This window comes from Chromobacterium alticapitis (assembly GCF_002924365.1).
Classification (GTDB): Bacteria; Pseudomonadota; Gammaproteobacteria; order Burkholderiales; family Chromobacteriaceae; genus Chromobacterium; species Chromobacterium alticapitis.
This window is the reverse complement of record NZ_PQWB01000010.1, coordinates 54,943-70,930: the sequence shown is the minus strand read 5'-3', so window position 1 is coordinate 70,930 and position 15,988 is coordinate 54,943. Positions and strand designations below refer to the sequence as shown.

At 62.1% G+C, this 15,988-nt stretch carries 16 protein-coding genes and 2 tRNA genes; 6 read left to right on the top strand and 12 right to left on the bottom strand.

Translation table 11 applies throughout. The annotated features are described in order from the left end of the window. Window positions 1-7: 7 nt before the first annotated feature. From C2I19_RS02065 to C2I19_RS02015, 11 genes are all read right to left on the bottom strand, one after another. The gene (locus C2I19_RS02065; RefSeq protein WP_103901063.1) at window positions 8-382 is read right to left on the bottom strand and encodes a DUF1289 domain-containing protein; all 375 of its coding nucleotides are present in this window, start codon (window positions 380-382) and stop codon (window positions 8-10) included. A 291-nt stretch (window positions 383-673) separates the two neighbouring features. Continuing rightward, window positions 674-750: transfer RNA gene (locus C2I19_RS02060), tRNA-Pro, on the bottom strand. A 27-nt stretch (window positions 751-777) separates the two neighbouring features. Next, the gene (locus C2I19_RS02055; RefSeq protein WP_103901062.1) at window positions 778-1,134 is read right to left on the bottom strand and encodes a MerR family transcriptional regulator; all 357 of its coding nucleotides are present in this window, start codon (window positions 1,132-1,134) and stop codon (window positions 778-780) included. Continuing rightward, window positions 1,115-1,417, bottom strand: a complete 303-nt coding sequence (locus tag C2I19_RS02050) for an integration host factor subunit alpha (protein ID WP_011134908.1) — start codon at window positions 1,415-1,417, stop codon at window positions 1,115-1,117. The genes C2I19_RS02055 and C2I19_RS02050 overlap by 20 nt, the downstream gene beginning before the upstream one ends. 58 nt (window positions 1,418-1,475) lie before the next feature. Then, window positions 1,476-3,833 carry a phenylalanine--tRNA ligase subunit beta gene (pheT, locus tag C2I19_RS02045; protein WP_103901061.1) on the bottom strand — a complete coding sequence of 786 codons (2,358 nt, stop codon included), beginning with the start codon at window positions 3,831-3,833 and terminating at the stop codon, window positions 1,476-1,478. A gap of 18 nt (window positions 3,834-3,851) precedes the next feature. Beyond that, window positions 3,852-4,835, bottom strand: coding sequence for a phenylalanine--tRNA ligase subunit alpha (pheS, locus tag C2I19_RS02040; protein WP_103901060.1), 984 nt, complete (start codon window positions 4,833-4,835; stop codon window positions 3,852-3,854). Between the two features lie 132 nt (window positions 4,836-4,967). Beyond that, entirely contained in the window at window positions 4,968-5,327 is a 360-nt protein-coding gene (gene rplT, locus C2I19_RS02035) for a 50S ribosomal protein L20 (RefSeq protein WP_043575501.1), read from the bottom strand. Window positions 5,328-5,340: 13 nt separating this feature from the next. Then, complete coding sequence (gene rpmI / locus C2I19_RS02030; protein ID WP_011134904.1) at window positions 5,341-5,538, bottom strand: 50S ribosomal protein L35; 198 nt, start codon at window positions 5,536-5,538, stop codon at window positions 5,341-5,343. Window positions 5,539-5,704: 166 nt separating this feature from the next. After that, window positions 5,705-6,223: a translation initiation factor IF-3 gene (infC, locus tag C2I19_RS02025; RefSeq protein WP_076098326.1), complete on the bottom strand. Its 519-nt coding sequence runs from the start codon at window positions 6,221-6,223 to the stop codon at window positions 5,705-5,707. Window positions 6,224-6,264: 41 nt separating this feature from the next. Then, window positions 6,265-8,166 (bottom strand): threonine--tRNA ligase, encoded by a 1,902-nt coding sequence (thrS, locus tag C2I19_RS02020; protein ID WP_103901059.1) that lies wholly within the window; start codon window positions 8,164-8,166, stop codon window positions 6,265-6,267. Between the two features lie 183 nt (window positions 8,167-8,349). Then, window positions 8,350-8,426, bottom strand: a tRNA-Val gene (locus C2I19_RS02015). 136 nt (window positions 8,427-8,562) lie between these two features. On the opposite strand from C2I19_RS02015, the gene tgt reads away from it, so the two are divergent. Beyond that, window positions 8,563-9,678 carry a tRNA guanosine(34) transglycosylase Tgt gene (gene tgt / locus C2I19_RS02010; RefSeq protein WP_103901058.1) on the top strand — a complete coding sequence of 372 codons (1,116 nt, stop codon included), beginning with the start codon at window positions 8,563-8,565 and terminating at the stop codon, window positions 9,676-9,678. Here the strand turns inward: tgt and C2I19_RS21950 are convergent. Further along, window positions 9,671-9,844, bottom strand: coding sequence for a hypothetical protein (locus C2I19_RS21950; RefSeq protein WP_158253612.1), 174 nt, complete (start codon window positions 9,842-9,844; stop codon window positions 9,671-9,673). The genes tgt and C2I19_RS21950 overlap by 8 nt on opposite strands. 22 nt (window positions 9,845-9,866) lie before the next feature. Here C2I19_RS21950 and yajC point away from each other — a divergent pair, with 22 nt between their 5' ends. The 5 genes from yajC to mutL all read left to right on the top strand — a co-directional run bounded on the left by yajC (window position 9,867) and on the right by mutL (window position 15,948). Further along, on the top strand, window positions 9,867-10,187 hold the full coding sequence (gene yajC, locus C2I19_RS02005; RefSeq protein WP_103901057.1) for a preprotein translocase subunit YajC: 321 nt from the start codon (window positions 9,867-9,869) through the stop codon (window positions 10,185-10,187). Between the two features lie 67 nt (window positions 10,188-10,254). Beyond that, on the top strand, window positions 10,255-12,102 hold the full coding sequence (secD, locus tag C2I19_RS02000; protein ID WP_103901056.1) for a protein translocase subunit SecD: 1,848 nt from the start codon (window positions 10,255-10,257) through the stop codon (window positions 12,100-12,102). A gap of 4 nt (window positions 12,103-12,106) precedes the next feature. Continuing rightward, the gene (gene secF, locus C2I19_RS01995; protein WP_103901055.1) at window positions 12,107-13,042 is read left to right on the top strand and encodes a protein translocase subunit SecF; all 936 of its coding nucleotides are present in this window, start codon (window positions 12,107-12,109) and stop codon (window positions 13,040-13,042) included. 277 nt (window positions 13,043-13,319) lie between these two features. Beyond that, complete coding sequence (locus C2I19_RS01990; protein WP_103901054.1) at window positions 13,320-13,964, top strand: DedA family protein; 645 nt, start codon at window positions 13,320-13,322, stop codon at window positions 13,962-13,964. Between the two features lie 70 nt (window positions 13,965-14,034). Further along, entirely contained in the window at window positions 14,035-15,948 is a 1,914-nt protein-coding gene (gene mutL, locus C2I19_RS01985) for a DNA mismatch repair endonuclease MutL (protein WP_103901053.1), read from the top strand. Window positions 15,949-15,988 lie beyond the last annotated feature (40 nt).

The window sequence follows — 15,988 nt, the reverse complement described above, 5'->3', positions numbered from 1 at the left end:
CTCCTTGTCATGACCCGCCCAGCCAGGCGGCCGCCTCCGGCAAAGCTGACGCGCAGCCAGACCACGCCTCGGCCACGCCGTCGCCAGACCGACGCAGCAGAGCGCCGCCATCGTCCAGCCGGTACAACACGCCATTCGGCAGACGCCCCCACTCCACGCCGTCCAGACTATCCAGCTCCAGCAAGGCGCCGCACGCCGCAGCCAGTTTCAATAAGCGCTGGCGTTGCGGCAAGCGCAGCCAAACCGCCTCCCGCGCCTCCTGATCCAGGAAACACCATTGGCTGATCTCGCCAAAAGTGCGCGCGCAGCCGCGGCATACATTATCGCCCAGCGCGGTGGAACACAAGGCGACGCATGGAGAGTCGGGGCGCGTGCTGCTCATAAGCTTGGTTGCCGAATTCGAATGTAAAGCAATGATTTATGAAAGTTGTTTCAAACCACAATGAATAAGCGGCTTGTTCCAATCGAGTATATCAGGAGAAAGAAAAGGGAGCGCAAATCGAATGCACGCGCGGCTTGAGAATGAAAAACGACGCCATCCCCGCTAAACGCGCGAATAATCAGACGTCAGAACCATTCCCTGGCGGCGCGGCGCGCCAAACTCGGCAGATCAAATGGCGAAAACAAAAAAGCCCTGCATAAGCAGGGCTTCTTTGATGTTTCGTGTCTTGATTGGTCGGGGTGAGAAGATTCGAACTTCCGACCCTCTGCACCCCATGCAGATGCGCTACCAGGCTGCGCTACACCCCGACTCAAGAGAAACGTAGTCTAACCGATTTATTCTTTTTTGCCAATACCCGAATCCAACCATTCCAGGATGGATTCCAATTCGGCGCGAACTTCCTGCGCCGAGATCGGGCGCGCGCCGTCCTCGCCCATTCCAAGACGCTGGCGCGCGCCTTGAATGGTGAAGCCGTCATCGTAAAGCAGTTCGCGGATTTTCCGCACCAGCAACACTTCGTGATGCTGGTAATAACGGCGATTGCCGCGCCGTTTCACCTGGCGCAGCTGGGAAAACTCCTGCTCCCAATATCGCAGCACGTGCGGCTTTACTCCCGCCAGCTCGCCAACCTCGCTGATGGTGAAGTAACGCTTGGACGGAATCGACGGTAGATCAGCCTTGCTTGTTAGCATGGTATTGCTCAACCATTCCCTTGAGTTTCTGGCTTGCGTGGAACGTTACCACACGGCGCGCGGTGATGGGAATCTCTTCCCCGGTCTTGGGATTGCGACCCGGACGCTGCGGCTTGTCGCGCAGCTGGAAATTGCCGAAACCCGACAATTTCACCGAATCCCCGGACTCCAGCGCCAGCCGGATCTCTTCAAAAAACGACTCGACCATGTCCTTGGCTTCGCGTTTGTTCAGACCTACCTGGTCAAACAGCAAATCGGCCAGTTCAGCCTTCGTCAAAGTCATGACATTCCCCTCAAACTTCTGAACCAATGGCGGGCGCGAGCGCCCGCCCAAATCCTAATCAAACGCGCAATTGCGCGCCCAGCTCCAACGCGGCGTCAAGCAGGGCCTGCATGGCCGGCTCCACGTCCTCGTCGGTCAAAGTGCGGCTATTGTCCTGCATCAGCACGCTAAAGGCCAGACTCTTCTTGCCTTCGGCGACGCCTTTGCCACGGTAGACGTCAAACAGCGCGATTTCGCTGACTATGGCCGCGCGCTTGGCGTCGAACGCAGCCAACAGTTGCGCCACGGTCACCGCTTCGTCCGCCAGCAAGGCCAGGTCGCGGCGCACCGGCTGGAACTTGCTGACCGGCTGCGCCTTGATGCGGCTGCGCGCGACGGCGGCATCCAGCCCCAGCTCGAACAATACCGGCGCATTGACCAGATCATAGGCTTGAACCCACTGCGGATGCAGCTCGCCGATCACGCCGACAACCTCGCCGCCCACCAGCACCTCGGCGCAGCGGCCGGGGTGGAAGGCCGGATGGCTGGCCTTGCGGTATGCCGCCTTGACCGGATGCAGCAGAGCCTCCACGTCAGCCTTGACGTCGAAGAAGTCCACTCGTTCAGCCTTGGCGCCCCATTGCTCGGACAAACGCGCGCCCCAGGCCAGACCGGCCACTTTTTCCGGCTGCGCCAATCCCTGCTCCGCCTTGCGGAATACGCGGGCCGCCTCGAACACGCGCACGCGCGGCTGCTTGCGGTTGATGTTGCCCGCCAGCACGTCCACCAGGCCGCCGATCAGCGTAGAACGCATCACGCTCATCTGGCTGGCGATCGGGTTGATCAGGCGCACCGGGTCGGCGTTGCCGGCGAAGTCGCGCTCCCAGCGCTCGTCGACGAAGGCGTAGCTGACCACTTCCTGGTAGTCGCGGCCAGCCAGCAGATGACGCAGTTGATCCACCGGGCGCAGCTCTTCCAACTGCTTCAGCATGCGCATGGAGGAGCGCGGCGCCTCGGCCGGAATGCTGTTGTAGCCGTAGACGCGCGCCACTTCCTCGATCAGATCTTCCTCGATCTCGATATCGAAGCGGAACGACGGCGCCTGCACGGTGAACACTTCCTGCTCCAGCGTCCAGGACAGGCTCAGACGGGACAGGATGTCGCCGATCTGGCCGGCGTCCAGCGCCACGCCCAGCAGCTTGGCCACGCGGGCCACGCGCAGCTGCACGGCCTGGCGGCGCGGCAGCTCGGCCACTTCCTCGATCACCGGGCCGGCTTCGCCGCCGCAGATGTCCAGCACCAGGCGGGTGGCGCGCTCGATCGCGTCGCGCTGCAGCTCAAAGTCCACGCCGCGCTCGTAGCGGTAGGACGAATCCGAGCCGAAGCCCAGCTCGCGCGCTTTGCCGGCGATCGCTTCCGGCGCGAAGAAGGCGGATTCCAGGAAAATGTCGCGGCTCGCCGTGGTGACGCCGCTCTGCTCGCCGCCCATGATGCCGCCCATGGCCAGCGCCTTGGCGTCGTCAGCGATCACCAGATGCTTGTCCTGCAGTTCGACAGTCTTTTCATTCAGGCACAGCAGGCTCTCGCCGGCGCGCGCCTGGCGAACGGTGATGCCGCCCTCGATCTTGGCCAGATCGAAAGCGTGCATCGGCTGGCCCTGCTCCAGCAGGATGTAATTGGTGATGTCGACGATGGCCGAAATCGAACGCAAGCCGGAACGCTCCAGGCGCTGGCGCATCCAGGCCGGCGTGGCCGCGGCGGCGTCGACGCCCTTGAGCACGCGGCCCAGGTAGCGGCCGCAGGCTTGGCGCGATTCGATCTTCACCGGACGAACGTCGTCGATGGACGGCGCCACCGGAGCGATGGCCACCGGTTTCAGCTCGGCGCCGGTCAGCGCCGCCACTTCGCGGGCGATGCCGCGGATGGACAGGCTGTCGGCGCGGTTGGGTGTGATCTTCAGCGTGAACAGCTGATCGTCCAGGCCCAGATAGTCGCGGATGCTCTGGCCCACCGGCGCGTCGGCCGGCAGCAGCATCAGGCCGTCCGCGTCTTCCGGCACGCCCAGCTCCTTGCCGGAACACAGCATGCCGCCCGATTCCACGCCGCGCATCTTGGTCGGCTTGATCTTGAAATCGCCAGGCAGCACCGCGCCCGGCAGCGCGCACGGAATGCGCACGCCGACGGCGACATTGGGCGCGCCGCAGACGATCTGGATCAGCTCGCCAGTGCCCGCGTCCACTTTGGTGACGCGCAGGCGATCGGCGTTCTCATGCTTGACGCACTCTTTCACCTCGGCGATGACCACGCCGGAGAAGGCCGGCGCGGCGGCTTGGGTTTCTTCCACTTCCAAGCCAGCCATGGTCAGCAGCTCGGACAGTTGCTCGGTGTTCAGCGCCGGATTGACCCAGCTTCTCAGCCATTGTTCGGAAAATTGCATAGTCGGCTCCGTGCGCGATCAGTTGAATTGCTTCAGGAAGTTGAGATCGTTCTCGAAGAACAGCCGCAGGTCGTTGACGCCATAGCGCAGCATGGCGAAACGGTCCAGGCCGATGCCGAAGGCGAAGCCGGTGTATTTTTCCGGGTCGATGTTGGCGATACGCAACACATTCGGATGCACCATGCCGCAACCGCCCACTTCCAGCCAGCCGCGCTCGCCCAGCACGTCGATCTCGGCCGACGGTTCGGTGAACGGGAAGAAGGACGGGCGGAAACGCACTTGCAGGTCGTCGCGCTCGAAGAAGCGGCGCAGGAAGTCAGTCACCACGGCCTTGAGATCAGCGAAGGACACGCCCTCTTCCACCCACAGACCTTCCATCTGGTGGAACATCGGCGAATGAGTGGCGTCGGAGTCCACGCGGTAGACACGGCCCGGCGCGACGATCTTGATCGGCGGCTGGTTGTTTTCCATGAAGCGCGCCTGGATCGGGCTGGTATGCGTGCGCAGCACCTCGCCGCCTTCCACGTAGAAGGTATCGGCCATCGCGCGCGCCGGATGGTTTTCCGGGATGTTCAGCGCCTGGAAATTGTAGAAATCGCTTTCGATTTCCGGACCGTCGGCCACTTCGAAGCCCATGGTGCGGAACAGGCCGCTGATGCGCTCCAGCGTCAACGCCACCGGGTGCAGGCCGCCGCCCACCGCGCCACGGCCGGGCAGGGTCACGTCCAGCGATTCCGACGCGAGCTGGGCTTCCAGCTTGGCCGCATTCAGGGCGTCGCGCTTGTCGTTGTGCGCGGCCTCGAACGCCTGTTTGGCCTGGTTGATGACAGCACCGGCTGCCTTGCGCTCTTCCGGCGCAAGCTTGCCCAGCTGTTTCAGGAGTTCGGTCAGCTCGCCGCTCTTGCCGAGATAGCGCGCCTTGACCTGCTCAAGCTCGATCAGATCGGTCACGCCGGCCACGGCGGACAGACCGGCTTGGAGAATCGCGTCAACGTTGTTCATCGTGTTCCACACCGCATGCGAATAAAAGGCTGATCAAATCATGCAAAAACATACAGGATTGGATCAGCATTCTAGGAAACGCGCATAGAAAAAAAGGGAGGCGATTGCCTCCCTTTAAGTTCGTCCGGGCGATTAAGCAGCGAGGCTTGCTTTCGCCTTTTCGACGATCTGAGCAAAAGCGGCCTTTTCGAACACGGCCAGATCGGCCAGGACCTTGCGGTCGATTTCGATGCCGGCTTTTTTCAGACCGTTCATGAACTTGCTGTACGGCAGGCCGTTTTCACGAGCAGCTGCGTTGATACGAGCAATCCACAGTTGACGGAACTGACGCTTTTTCTGACGACGGTCGCGGTAGGCGTATTGACCCGCCTTCATCACCGCCTGTTTGGCGATGCGATAGACGTTCTTCCGGCGGCCGCGATAGCCTTTCGCCAGGGCGAGGATTTTCTTGTGACGAGCACGTGCGGTTACACCGCGTTTTACGCGTGGCATATTTCAGGTCTCCTTAAGCGTAGGGCATCATGGCGCGAACAGAGGCCACGTTGGTCGCGTCCACCATGGAGGTGCCGCGCAGCTGGCGCTTGTTCTTGGTGGTCTTCTTGGTCAGGATGTGACGCTTGAAGGCGTGTGCACGCTTGAAACCACCGCCACCCAGTACTTTGAGACGCTTTTTCGCGCTCGACTTGGTCTTCATTTTCGGCATGGAAATGCTCCTGCTGAATTTTGTTTAGATTAGACACAGGGTGGCTGTCCGGTTAACCATCCAGCGCTTGGGACCACTGCGTCACGCTTTTGAGCAGATCGTTGCCGACCTACAAAATCAACACGGCAGAGCGCACTCTGCCGTGTCGGAACGACGATTATACCGATTATTTCTTCTTCGGCGCAATCATCATTACCATCTGGCGGCCTTCCAGGCGCGGGAACTGCTCCACCGTGCCCACTTCCGCCAAATCGGCTTCCACGCGCTTGAGCAGCGCGAGGCCGATATCCTGGTGTGCCATCTCACGTCCGCGGAAGCGCAGGGTGACCTTGGCCTTGTCGCCTTCAGTCAGGAAACGGACCAGGTTGCGCAACTTGACGTTGTAGTCGCCATCGTCGGTGCCCGGACGGAACTTGATTTCCTTGATCTGAACCTGCTTCTGCTTTTGCTTGGCTTCGTGGCGCTTCTTGGACATTTCGTACTTGTACTTACCGTAGTCCATCAGCTTGCACACCGGCGGCTGAGCGGTCGGAGAGATCTCTACCAGATCCACATCACCCTCTTCGGCCAGAGCCATTGCTTCACGCAGACTGACGATGCCAATCTGCTCACCTTCCTTACCTACCAGACGGATTTCGCGGGCGGTAATCTCGCCGTTGATCCGTGCTTCGCGTTCCTGAGCTATAGCTGAAATCTCCTAATAAATGTAAGTATGCCGCCGCCGAATCAGGCCTCAGGCATCTCAGCCTTGAGGCGAGCGATGAACGCGTCCAGCGTGAGCTGGCCCAAGTCCTCGCCGCGGGCGCGCACGGCAACCAGTCCGTCTGCCTTTTCCTTGTCGCCGACAATGATCTGGTACGGCAACTTTTGCAGACTATGTTCGCGGATTTTATAGCCGATCTTCTCGTTTCTCAAGTCAAGATCGACACGGAAGCCTTGTTTCTCAAGCGCTTTGGCAATGCCTCTGGCATATTCCGCCTGCACTTCGGTGATATTCATCACCACCATCTGCACCGGCGCCAGCCATAGCGGGAACGCTCCGGCATGGTTTTCGATCAGAATGCCGAGGAAACGCTCCAGCGAACCCAGCGCCGCGCGGTGCAACATCACCGGACGCTTGCGGCTGTTGTCATCCGCCACATATTCGGCGTCCAGACGCTCCGGCAGCATGAAGTCCAGCTGCAGCGTGCCGCACTGCCAGGAGCGGCCCAGCGCGTCCTTGATGTGGTATTCGATCTTAGGACCGTAGAAGGCTCCCTCGCCCGGCAGCTCCGTCCACTCCACGCCGCAGGCTCGCAGCGCTTCGCGCATGCCTTCTTCGGCCTTGTCCCAGGTGGACTCTTCGCCGATGCGCTTTTCCGGACGCAAGGCCAGCTTGATCGCCACCTTGTCGAAGCCGAATCGGTCGTACACTTCCATCACCAGGCGGTGGAAATCCTTGGCTTCCTGATTGATCTGGTCTTCCGTACAGAAGATGTGGCCATCATCTTGCACAAAGCCGCGCACGCGCATGATGCCGTGCAGCGCGCCGGACGGTTCGTTTCTATGGCAGGAACCGAACTCAGCGTAGCGCAGCGGCAGATCGCGATAGGAGCGCAGGCCGCTGTTGAAGATCTGCACATGGCCCGGGCAGTTCATCGGCTTCACCGCATAGTCGCGCTTTTCCGATTCAGTGATGAACATGTTCTCGCGGTAGTTGGCGGCATGGCCGGAACGCTCCCACAAGTTGGCGTCCATCATCATCGGCGTGCGCACTTCCTTGTAGCCTTCATGATTCAGCTTGGCGCGCATGTATTGCTCGACGTTCTGCCACAGCTGCCAGCCCTTGGGGTGCCAGAACACCATGCCCGGCGCCTCGTCCTGCAGGTGGAACAGGTCCAGCTGCACGCCCAGCTTGCGGTGATCGCGCTTCTCCGCCTCTTCCAGCATGAACAGATACGCTTCCAGGTCTTCCTTCTTGGCCCAGGCCGTGCCGTAGACGCGCTGCAGCATCTCGTTCTTGCTGTCGCCGCGCCAGTAGGCGCCGGCCACCTTCATCAGCTTGAATACCTTGAGCTTGCCGGTGGACGGCACGTGCGGACCGCGGCACAGGTCGGTGAATTCGCCCTCGCGATACAAGGACAACACCTCGCCCTGCGGGATCGATTCGATGATTTCGGCCTTGTAGGCCTCGCCTATGCTCTTGAAGTAGGCGATGGCCTCATCGCGCGGCAGCTCGTAGCGCTCCACCGGAATATCCCTCTTCGCCAGCTCGGCCATCTTTTTCTCGATGGCTGCCAGGTCTTCCGGCGTGAACGGACGCTTGTAGGCGAAGTCGTAGTAGAAGCCGTTTTCAATCTCCGGCCCGATGGTCACCTGCGCCTCCGGGAACAGCTCCTTGACCGCGTAAGCCAGCAAGTGAGCGGTGGAGTGGCGGATGATGGACAGGCCGTCGGCGTCCTTATCGGTGACGATGGCCAAATCCGCGTTGCCGTCTATCAGGTAGCTGGTATCCACCAGCTGGCCATCCACGCGGCCCGCCAGCGCGGCGCGCGCCAGACCAGTGCCGATGGAAGCGGCCACTTCATGAACCGTTACCGGTTTGTCGAAAGAACGGACCGAGCCGTCCGGCAAGCGAATGTCTGGCATGTCAACTCCAACGAGGGCGAGAGATTTTTGTGAGCGATTCTAAAGCAAAAGGACAAAAAAAAAGTGCGGCCTGAGCCGCACTTCTTTTTCGCATGGTACAACCCGCAAGGCTCAGCTTTCGTGAGTATGTCGGGTTGTGGTAGTTCGCAAGAATTTCACTTGAAAAACTCCATGCATTTAATTTGGTAGGCACGATTGGATTCGAACCAACGACCCCCACCATGTCAAGGTGGTGCTCTAACCAACTGAGCTACGTGCCTGTCGTCGAGGTGTGCATAGTATAAGAGCCTCCCTGTCTTGGCAAGCACTTTTTTGCGCTTTCGGCGCAGCCCGCGCGCTTGCTGTATACTAGCGGACTGATTTTGCTAAACAAACCCTGAAGCGACACTTCGAATAATGTTGAAGTTTACCGTACACAAAACCTCCGGCGGCGCTCGGCGCGGCACTCTGGAGCTGAACCACGGCACCGTGGAGACCCCGGTATTCCAACCGGTGGGCACTTACGGCTCGGTCAAGGCGATGAGCCCGGTCGAGCTGAACGACATCGGCGCGCAGATCATCCTGGGCAACACCTTCCACCTATGGCTGCGCCCGGGCCTGGAGATCGTCGAGCAGTTCGGCGGCCTGCACGAGTTCATAGGCTGGGACAAGCCCATCCTGACCGACTCCGGCGGCTTCCAGGTGTTCAGCCTGTCCGACATGCGCAAGCTGACCGAGGAAGGCTGCACCTTCCAGAGCCCGATCAACGGCGACAAGCTGTTCCTGAGTCCGGAAATCTCGATGAAGATCCAGACCGTGCTCAATTCGGACATCGTGATGCAGCTGGATGAGTGCACGCCGGGCCAGGTGGACCACGCCACCGCGCAGAAGTCGCTGCAGATGAGCCTGCGCTGGGCCGAGCGCTCGCGCCGCGCCTTCGACGACCTGAAAAACCCGAATGCGCTGTTCGGCATCGTGCAAGGCAACCTTTATACCGATTTGCGCCAGGAGTCGCTGGAAGGCCTGATGCAGGTCGGCTTCGACGGCATCGCCATCGGCGGCCTGTCAGTGGGCGAGCCCAAGCCGGAAATGTATCGCATGCTGACCGAGCTGAAGGACATGCTGCCGGCAGAGAAGCCGCACTACCTGATGGGCGTGGGCACGCCGGAAGACCTGGTGCACGGCGTGGCCAACGGCGTGGACATGTTCGACTGTGTGATGCCGACCCGCAACGCGCGCAATGGCTGGATCTTCACCCAGTGGGGCGACGTCAAGATCAAGAACGCGCGTTACAAGGATGACAAGAAGCCGCTGGACGAGGAGTGCGCCTGCTATGCCTGCCGCAACTTCAGCCGCGCCTACCTGCACCACCTGCACCGCGTGGGCGAAATCCTGGGCGCGCGCCTGAACACCATCCACAACCTGCATTACTACCAGGAACTGATGCGCGAAATGCGCAAGGCCATCGAAGACGACCGCTTCGAGGACTTCCGCCTGGAATTCGCGGCCAAACGCGCGCGCGGCGTCAACTAAGCTCGCCCGGCAAAAGCGGCGCGCGCGGCGTGGGTTTCGCTTTCGCCGCGCCGCTCTTCGCCATGGGGAACCGCAATGCTCCGCCGCCGGTCCCAAGCTCTTGCCATTCTCCATGGTTGGAAAAGCCATGGAGCATGGCTACAATGGCCTGTTTGAATTCAAGCATAACGAATCTAGGAGTTTCCCTGATGTTCATTACTCCCGCTTACGCCGCCGGCGCCGCGCCTTCCGGTTTCGACCTGATGGGCTTCCTGCCCATGATCGTGATCTTCGTGCTGTTCTACTTCCTGATGATCCGTCCTCAGCAGAAGCGCATGAAGGAAACCCAGAAGATGCTGTCGGAAATCCAGAAGGGCGACGAAGTCGTCACCCAGGGCGGCATCATCGGCCGCGTATCCAAGGTCAGCGAGCAATACCTGACGCTGGAGATCGCCGACAAGGTTGAAATCAACGTGCAGCGCGGCGCCGTCAGCGCCAAGCTGGAAAAGGGCACGCTGAAGTCCCTGTAAGCCCATCACGGCCGCCCCCGGAACCTTCCGCTGGCGGCCTGTTCATTTTCCACCCCAGAACTAGAACATGAACCGCTACCCTCTCTGGAAATACCTCGTCATCGCGGTGGCGCTGATCCTGTCCGCGATCTACACGCTGCCTAATTTCTATGGCGAGACCCCCGCGGTGCAGGTCTCCAGCACGCGTCAATCCATTCCGGTGGACACGGCGCTGATGGCGCGCGTGGAAGACGCGCTGAAGGCGCAGAACATCAGCCCCGACGGCGAGTTCCTCGACAGCAACACCCTGAAGATCCGCTTCAAGGACACCGACACCCAGCTGAAGGCCCGCGACGCCATCCAGCACGCGCTGGGCGACAACTACATCATCGCGCTGAACCTGCTGCCGGCTTCCCCGGCCTGGCTGTCCTCGCTGCGCGCCAACCCGATGTTCCTTGGCCTGGACTTGCGCGGCGGTGTGCACTTCCTGCTTGAAGTGGACATGAAGGCGGCAATAGACAAGGCCATGCAGCGCTACGCCGGCGACATCAAGCGCGAGCTGAAAAACAAGCAGGTACGCTATGGCGACATCAAGCGCATCGGCAACACGCTGGAGGTCCAGCTGCGCGACGCCGACACGCTGAAGTCCGCGCAGGACGTGGCCTATCGCGCCGTGCCCAATCTGTCCATCCGCGCCGACGACGCCAGCAACAAGCTGATCCTGTCGCTGAAGCCTGAAGAAATCACCAAGATCCAGAACGACGCGGTCAAGCAGAACATCACCACCCTGCACAACCGCGTGAACGAGCTGGGCACCACCGAGCCCATCATCCAGCAGAATGGTCCGAACCGCATCGTGGTGCAGCTGCCCGGCATTCAGGACACCGCCCGCGCCAAGGACATCATCGGCCGCACCGCCACGCTGGAAGTGCACATGGTCGAAGACGACCAGGGCAAAATGGCCGAGGCGATGGCCGGCAACGTGCCGGCCGGCTACGAGCTGTTGGACGAAGCCACCTCGCGCGGCCAGAGCAAGATACTGCTGAAGAGCGACGTGGAGCTGACCGGCGACAATATCAACGACGCCCAGCCCAGCTTCGACCAGTTCGGCGCGCCCGCCGTCAGCATCAATCTGGACAGCGCCGGCGCTTCCATCTTCCGCCAGCTGACCGCTGAAAACGTGGGCAAGCGCATGGCCATGGTGCTGGTGGACCGCGGCCACAAGGAAGTGGTCACCGCGCCGGTGATCCGCACCGAGATCGGCGGCGGCCGCGTGGAAATCTCCGGCAGCATGAACAGCGCCGAAGCCAACGACACCGCCCTGCTGCTGCGCGCCGGCTCCCTGGCCGCGCCGATGAACATCATCGAAGAGCGGACCATAGGCCCGAGCCTGGGCAAGGAAAACATCGAGAAGGGCTTCCATGCCACGCTGTGGGGCTTTGCCGCCATCGCCGTGTTCATGGTGCTGTACTACGGCCTGTTCGGCGTGTTCTCCGCCCTGTCGCTGGCGATGAACGTGTTCTTCCTGATCGCCATCCTGTCCGTGCTGCAAGCCACGCTGACCCTGCCCGGCATCGCCGCCATCGCGCTGGCGCTGGGCATGGCGATTGACGCCAACGTGCTGATCAATGAGCGCATCCGCGAGGAACTGCGCAACGGCATGCCGCCGCATTCGGCCATCCAGGCCGGCTACAACCACGCCTGGCACACCATCCTGGACTCCAACGTCACCACGCTGATCGCCGGCCTGGCGCTGATGATCTTCGGCAGCGGTCCGATACGCGGCTTCGCCATCGTCCACTGCCTGGGCATCCTGACCTCCATGTTCTCGGCGGTGCTGGTGTCGCGCGGCCTGGTGAACCTGTGGTACGGCCGTCGCCGCAAACTGACCACGCTGGCCATCGGCCAAGTGTGGAAACCGGAAAACAAGGGCTAATCCAATGGAGCTTTTCCGCATCAAACGGGATATCCCGTTCATGAGCTACGGCAGGCTCACCACCGCCATCTCGCTGGTGACCTTCATTCTCGCCGTATTCTTCCTGGCCACACGCGGCCTGAACTTCAGCGTGGAGTTCACCGGCGGCACGGTGCTGGAAGTGCAGTATCAGCAGTCGGCCAATCTGGACCAGATCCGCGACAAGGTGGACAGCCTGAAGCTGGGCGAGTCCACGGTGCAGAACCTGGGCAGCAGCCGCGACGTGATGATCCGCCTGCCGAACAAGCCTGGCACCAGCTCCGCCCAGCTCTCCGACAAGGTGATGGGCTCGCTGAAGGCCGCCGACGCCACCGTGCAACTACGCAAGGTGGATTTCGTCGGCCCCAGCGTGGGCGCCGAACTGGTGTCCAGCGGCCTGACAGCGATCATCCTGGTGTGCCTGGGCATCATGCTCTACCTGGCCATCCGCTTCGAATGGCGCTTCGCCGTGGCGGCCATCATCGCCAATATGCACGACGTGGTGATCATCCTGGGCTGCTTCGCCTTCTTCCGCTGGGAGTTCTCGTTGACCGTGCTGGCCGGCATCCTGGCGGTGCTGGGCTACTCGGTGAACGAATCGGTGGTGGTGTTCGACCGGATCCGCGAAAACTTCCGCAAGACGGGCACCCGCCACATGGCGGTGAACGAGGTGATAGACAACGCCATCACCTCCACCATGAGCCGCACCATCATCACCCACTTCTCCACTGAAATGATGGTGGTGTCCATGCTGGTATTCGGCGGCCCGGCGCTGCACGGCTTCGCCATGGCGCTGACCATAGGCATCGTGTTCGGCATCTACTCCTCCGTGCTGGTGGCCAGCCCGATCGCCCTGTGGCTGGGCGTGAAGCGCGAGCACATGATCAAGCCGGTGAAACAAAAAGAGGAAGCGGTGGTCTGATCCCCGCATCCCATAAACTGGCCGGCTTGTCCGGCCAGTCGGCTGTTGATAGCCCTCCTCGCCTTCTTGAAGGCGAGGCTCCCTTGAGGGCAAGGGCCGGGAATTGGGATTCAAATAGGAAGGCTGCCGAATGAGCCGCTTATTTGGCGAGGCCCGGTTGTGCCGGGTCCTCTAGAATCGTACCGATTCACTTTGTCAGCAGCCTGGCCGGCTTGTCCGGCCAGTTTTTTGCGCGCCCTTCGCTCAACCCGCACTTCAATTACGCACGGGAACCCTCATGGAAGTCCTGACATTCCTGATCGATTTCATTCTGCACATCGATACCCACCTGGCGCAGCTGGTGGCCAACTACGGCCCGTGGATCTACGCCATTCTGTTCCTGATCATCTTCTGCGAAACCGGCCTGGTGGTGACGCCCTTCCTGCCGGGAGATTCCTTGCTGTTCGTCGCCGGCGCGCTGGCCGCCATGGGCCAGATGGACGTGCACACGCTGACCGGCACGCTGATCGTGGCCGGCGTTCTGGGCAATACCGCCAACTACACCATAGGCCGCTACCTGGGCAAGGCGCTGCTGCAGCGCTATCCGCGCCTGATCAAGCAGGACTATCTGGACAAGACCCACGCCTTCTTCGAGCGCCACGGCGGCAAAACCATCATCTTCACCCGCTTCGCGCCCATCCTGCGCACCTTCGCGCCCTTCGTCGCCGGCATCGGCGCCATGGGCTACCGCCAGTTCACGGTCTACAACGTGGTCGGCGCGGTGCTGTGGGTGGCGGGCTTCGTCTACGCCGGCTATTTCTTCGGCAACCTGCCCTTTGTGCGCAAGAACCTGGAGCTGCTGGTGCTGGGCATCATCATCGTCTCCTTCCTGCCGGCCATCATCGAATACCTGCGCCACAAGCGTACGGCCGCCCAGCAGTAAATCCGTAGTAGAATCGCCAAGGCCGCTCCGCGCGGCCTTGTTCGTTTTCAGCCCCTAGCTCTCGCCGCCCATGACACGCATCCAACGCCTGCCCGACCACCTCGTCAACCAGATCGCCGCCGGCGAAGTGGTGGAACGCCCCGCCTCCGCGCTGAAGGAAATGCTGGAAAACAGCCTGGACGCCGGCTCGACGCGCATCAGCGTGGACCTGGCCCAGGGCGGCATCAAGCTGATCCGGGTGACGGACAACGGCGGCGGCATCGCGGCGGAAGACCTGCCGCTGGCGCTGGACCGCCACGCCACCAGCAAGATCGCCTCGCTGGACGATCTGGAATCGGTGGCGACCTTGGGCTTCCGCGGCGAAGGCCTGGCCAGCGTGGCGTCGGTTTCCCGGCTGACGCTGGTGAGCCGGCCGCAAGACGCCGAGCACGCCCACCAGATCATCGCGATAGACGGCACCTTGCACCCGGTGGAGCCAGCCGCGCATCCGCATGGCACCAGCGTGGAAGTGGTGGACCTGTATTTCAACACCCCGGCGCGGCGCAAATTCCTGAAAAGCGAGAACACCGAATACGCCCATTGCGCGGCCACGTTCGAGCGCATCGCGCTGGCGTACCCGGAGGTGGAGTTCCTGCTGCGCCACAACGGCAAGGTGGCGTGGCGGCTGCCCTCGCAAAGCGCCGAGGACCGCGTGGCCGCGCTGCTGGGCAAAGACTTCGTCGCCGCCGCCATCCCGCTAGACAGCCAGGCCGGCCCGCTCGCGCTGACGGGCTTCGTCGCCTCGCCCACGTATTCCAAAGCCAGCCGCGACGCCCAGTACTTCTACGTCAACGGCCGCTTCGTGCGCGACAAGACCGCCCAGCACGCGCTGCGCCAGGCCTACCGCGACGTGCTGCACCACGACCGCCATCCAGCCTACGCGCTGTTCTTCACGCTGGAGCCATCCGGCGTGGACGTCAATGTGCATCCGACCAAGATCGAGGTGCGGTTCAGGGAAAGCCAGGCCGTGCACCAGTTCCTGTTCCACAGCGTGCACAAGGCGCTGGCCGGCACTACCGCCGGCGCCGCGCCCACGGTGCAGGTGGAGGGCGCCGAGCCGGCTGCGACAACAGGCGCGGCAATTGGACTGAGCCGAGGCGAATCAGCCTCGCTGTTCAGCAGCGCGTCGTCCGCCGCCACTCCGCGTCCGGCATCGCCCGGCGCGCAACCCTTCCGCTACCAGCAGCAATCCATCCCGCTGAACGTGGCGCGCGAGGCGGTGGGCGTCTACGACAAAATGTTCGGCGGCCTGCGCGAAGAAGAACGGACGCTGAACAATCCCGAACTGGCGATGCCCTCCCCCGCCGCGCCGCTGCCCCATCCGGCCGTGCTCGCCATGCCGGCGCACGACGAAAACGGCATCCCGCCGCTGGGCTTCGCGCTGGCTCAGCTGCACGGCGTCTACATCCTCAGCCAGTGCGCCGAAGGCTTGATCCTGGTGGACATGCACGCGGCGCATGAGCGCATCGTCTACGAACGGCTGAAAACGGCGCTGGAATCCGATTCCATCCCGCTGCAGCCCTTGCTGCTACCGGTATCGTTCGCCGCCGACCGCATGGAAGTGGCCACCGCCCACGAGCATGGCGAAGAGATGAAAAAGCTGGGCGTGGAGTTGGCGCCGCTGTCGCCCACCCAGATCGCCGTGCGCGGTGTGCCGGTATGGCTGAAGGACGGCGACCCGGTGGAACTGGCGCGCGCGGTGCTGAAGGACGTGCGCGAATTCGGCCTCAGCCAGGTGCTGACCGAGCGCCGCAACGAACTATTGGCCACCATGGCCTGCCACGGCGCGGTGCGCGCCAATCGCCAGCTGACTTTGCCGGAAATGAACGCGCTATTGCGCGACATGGAGGCGACAGAGCGCTCCGGCCAATGCAACCACGGCCGCCCCACCTGGACCCGGCTGACCTTGCGCGATCTGGACAAGCTGTTCATGCGCGGGCAATAGGCCGCCGCAGCCACCCTGAAACAGCATGCCGCAAGCAACA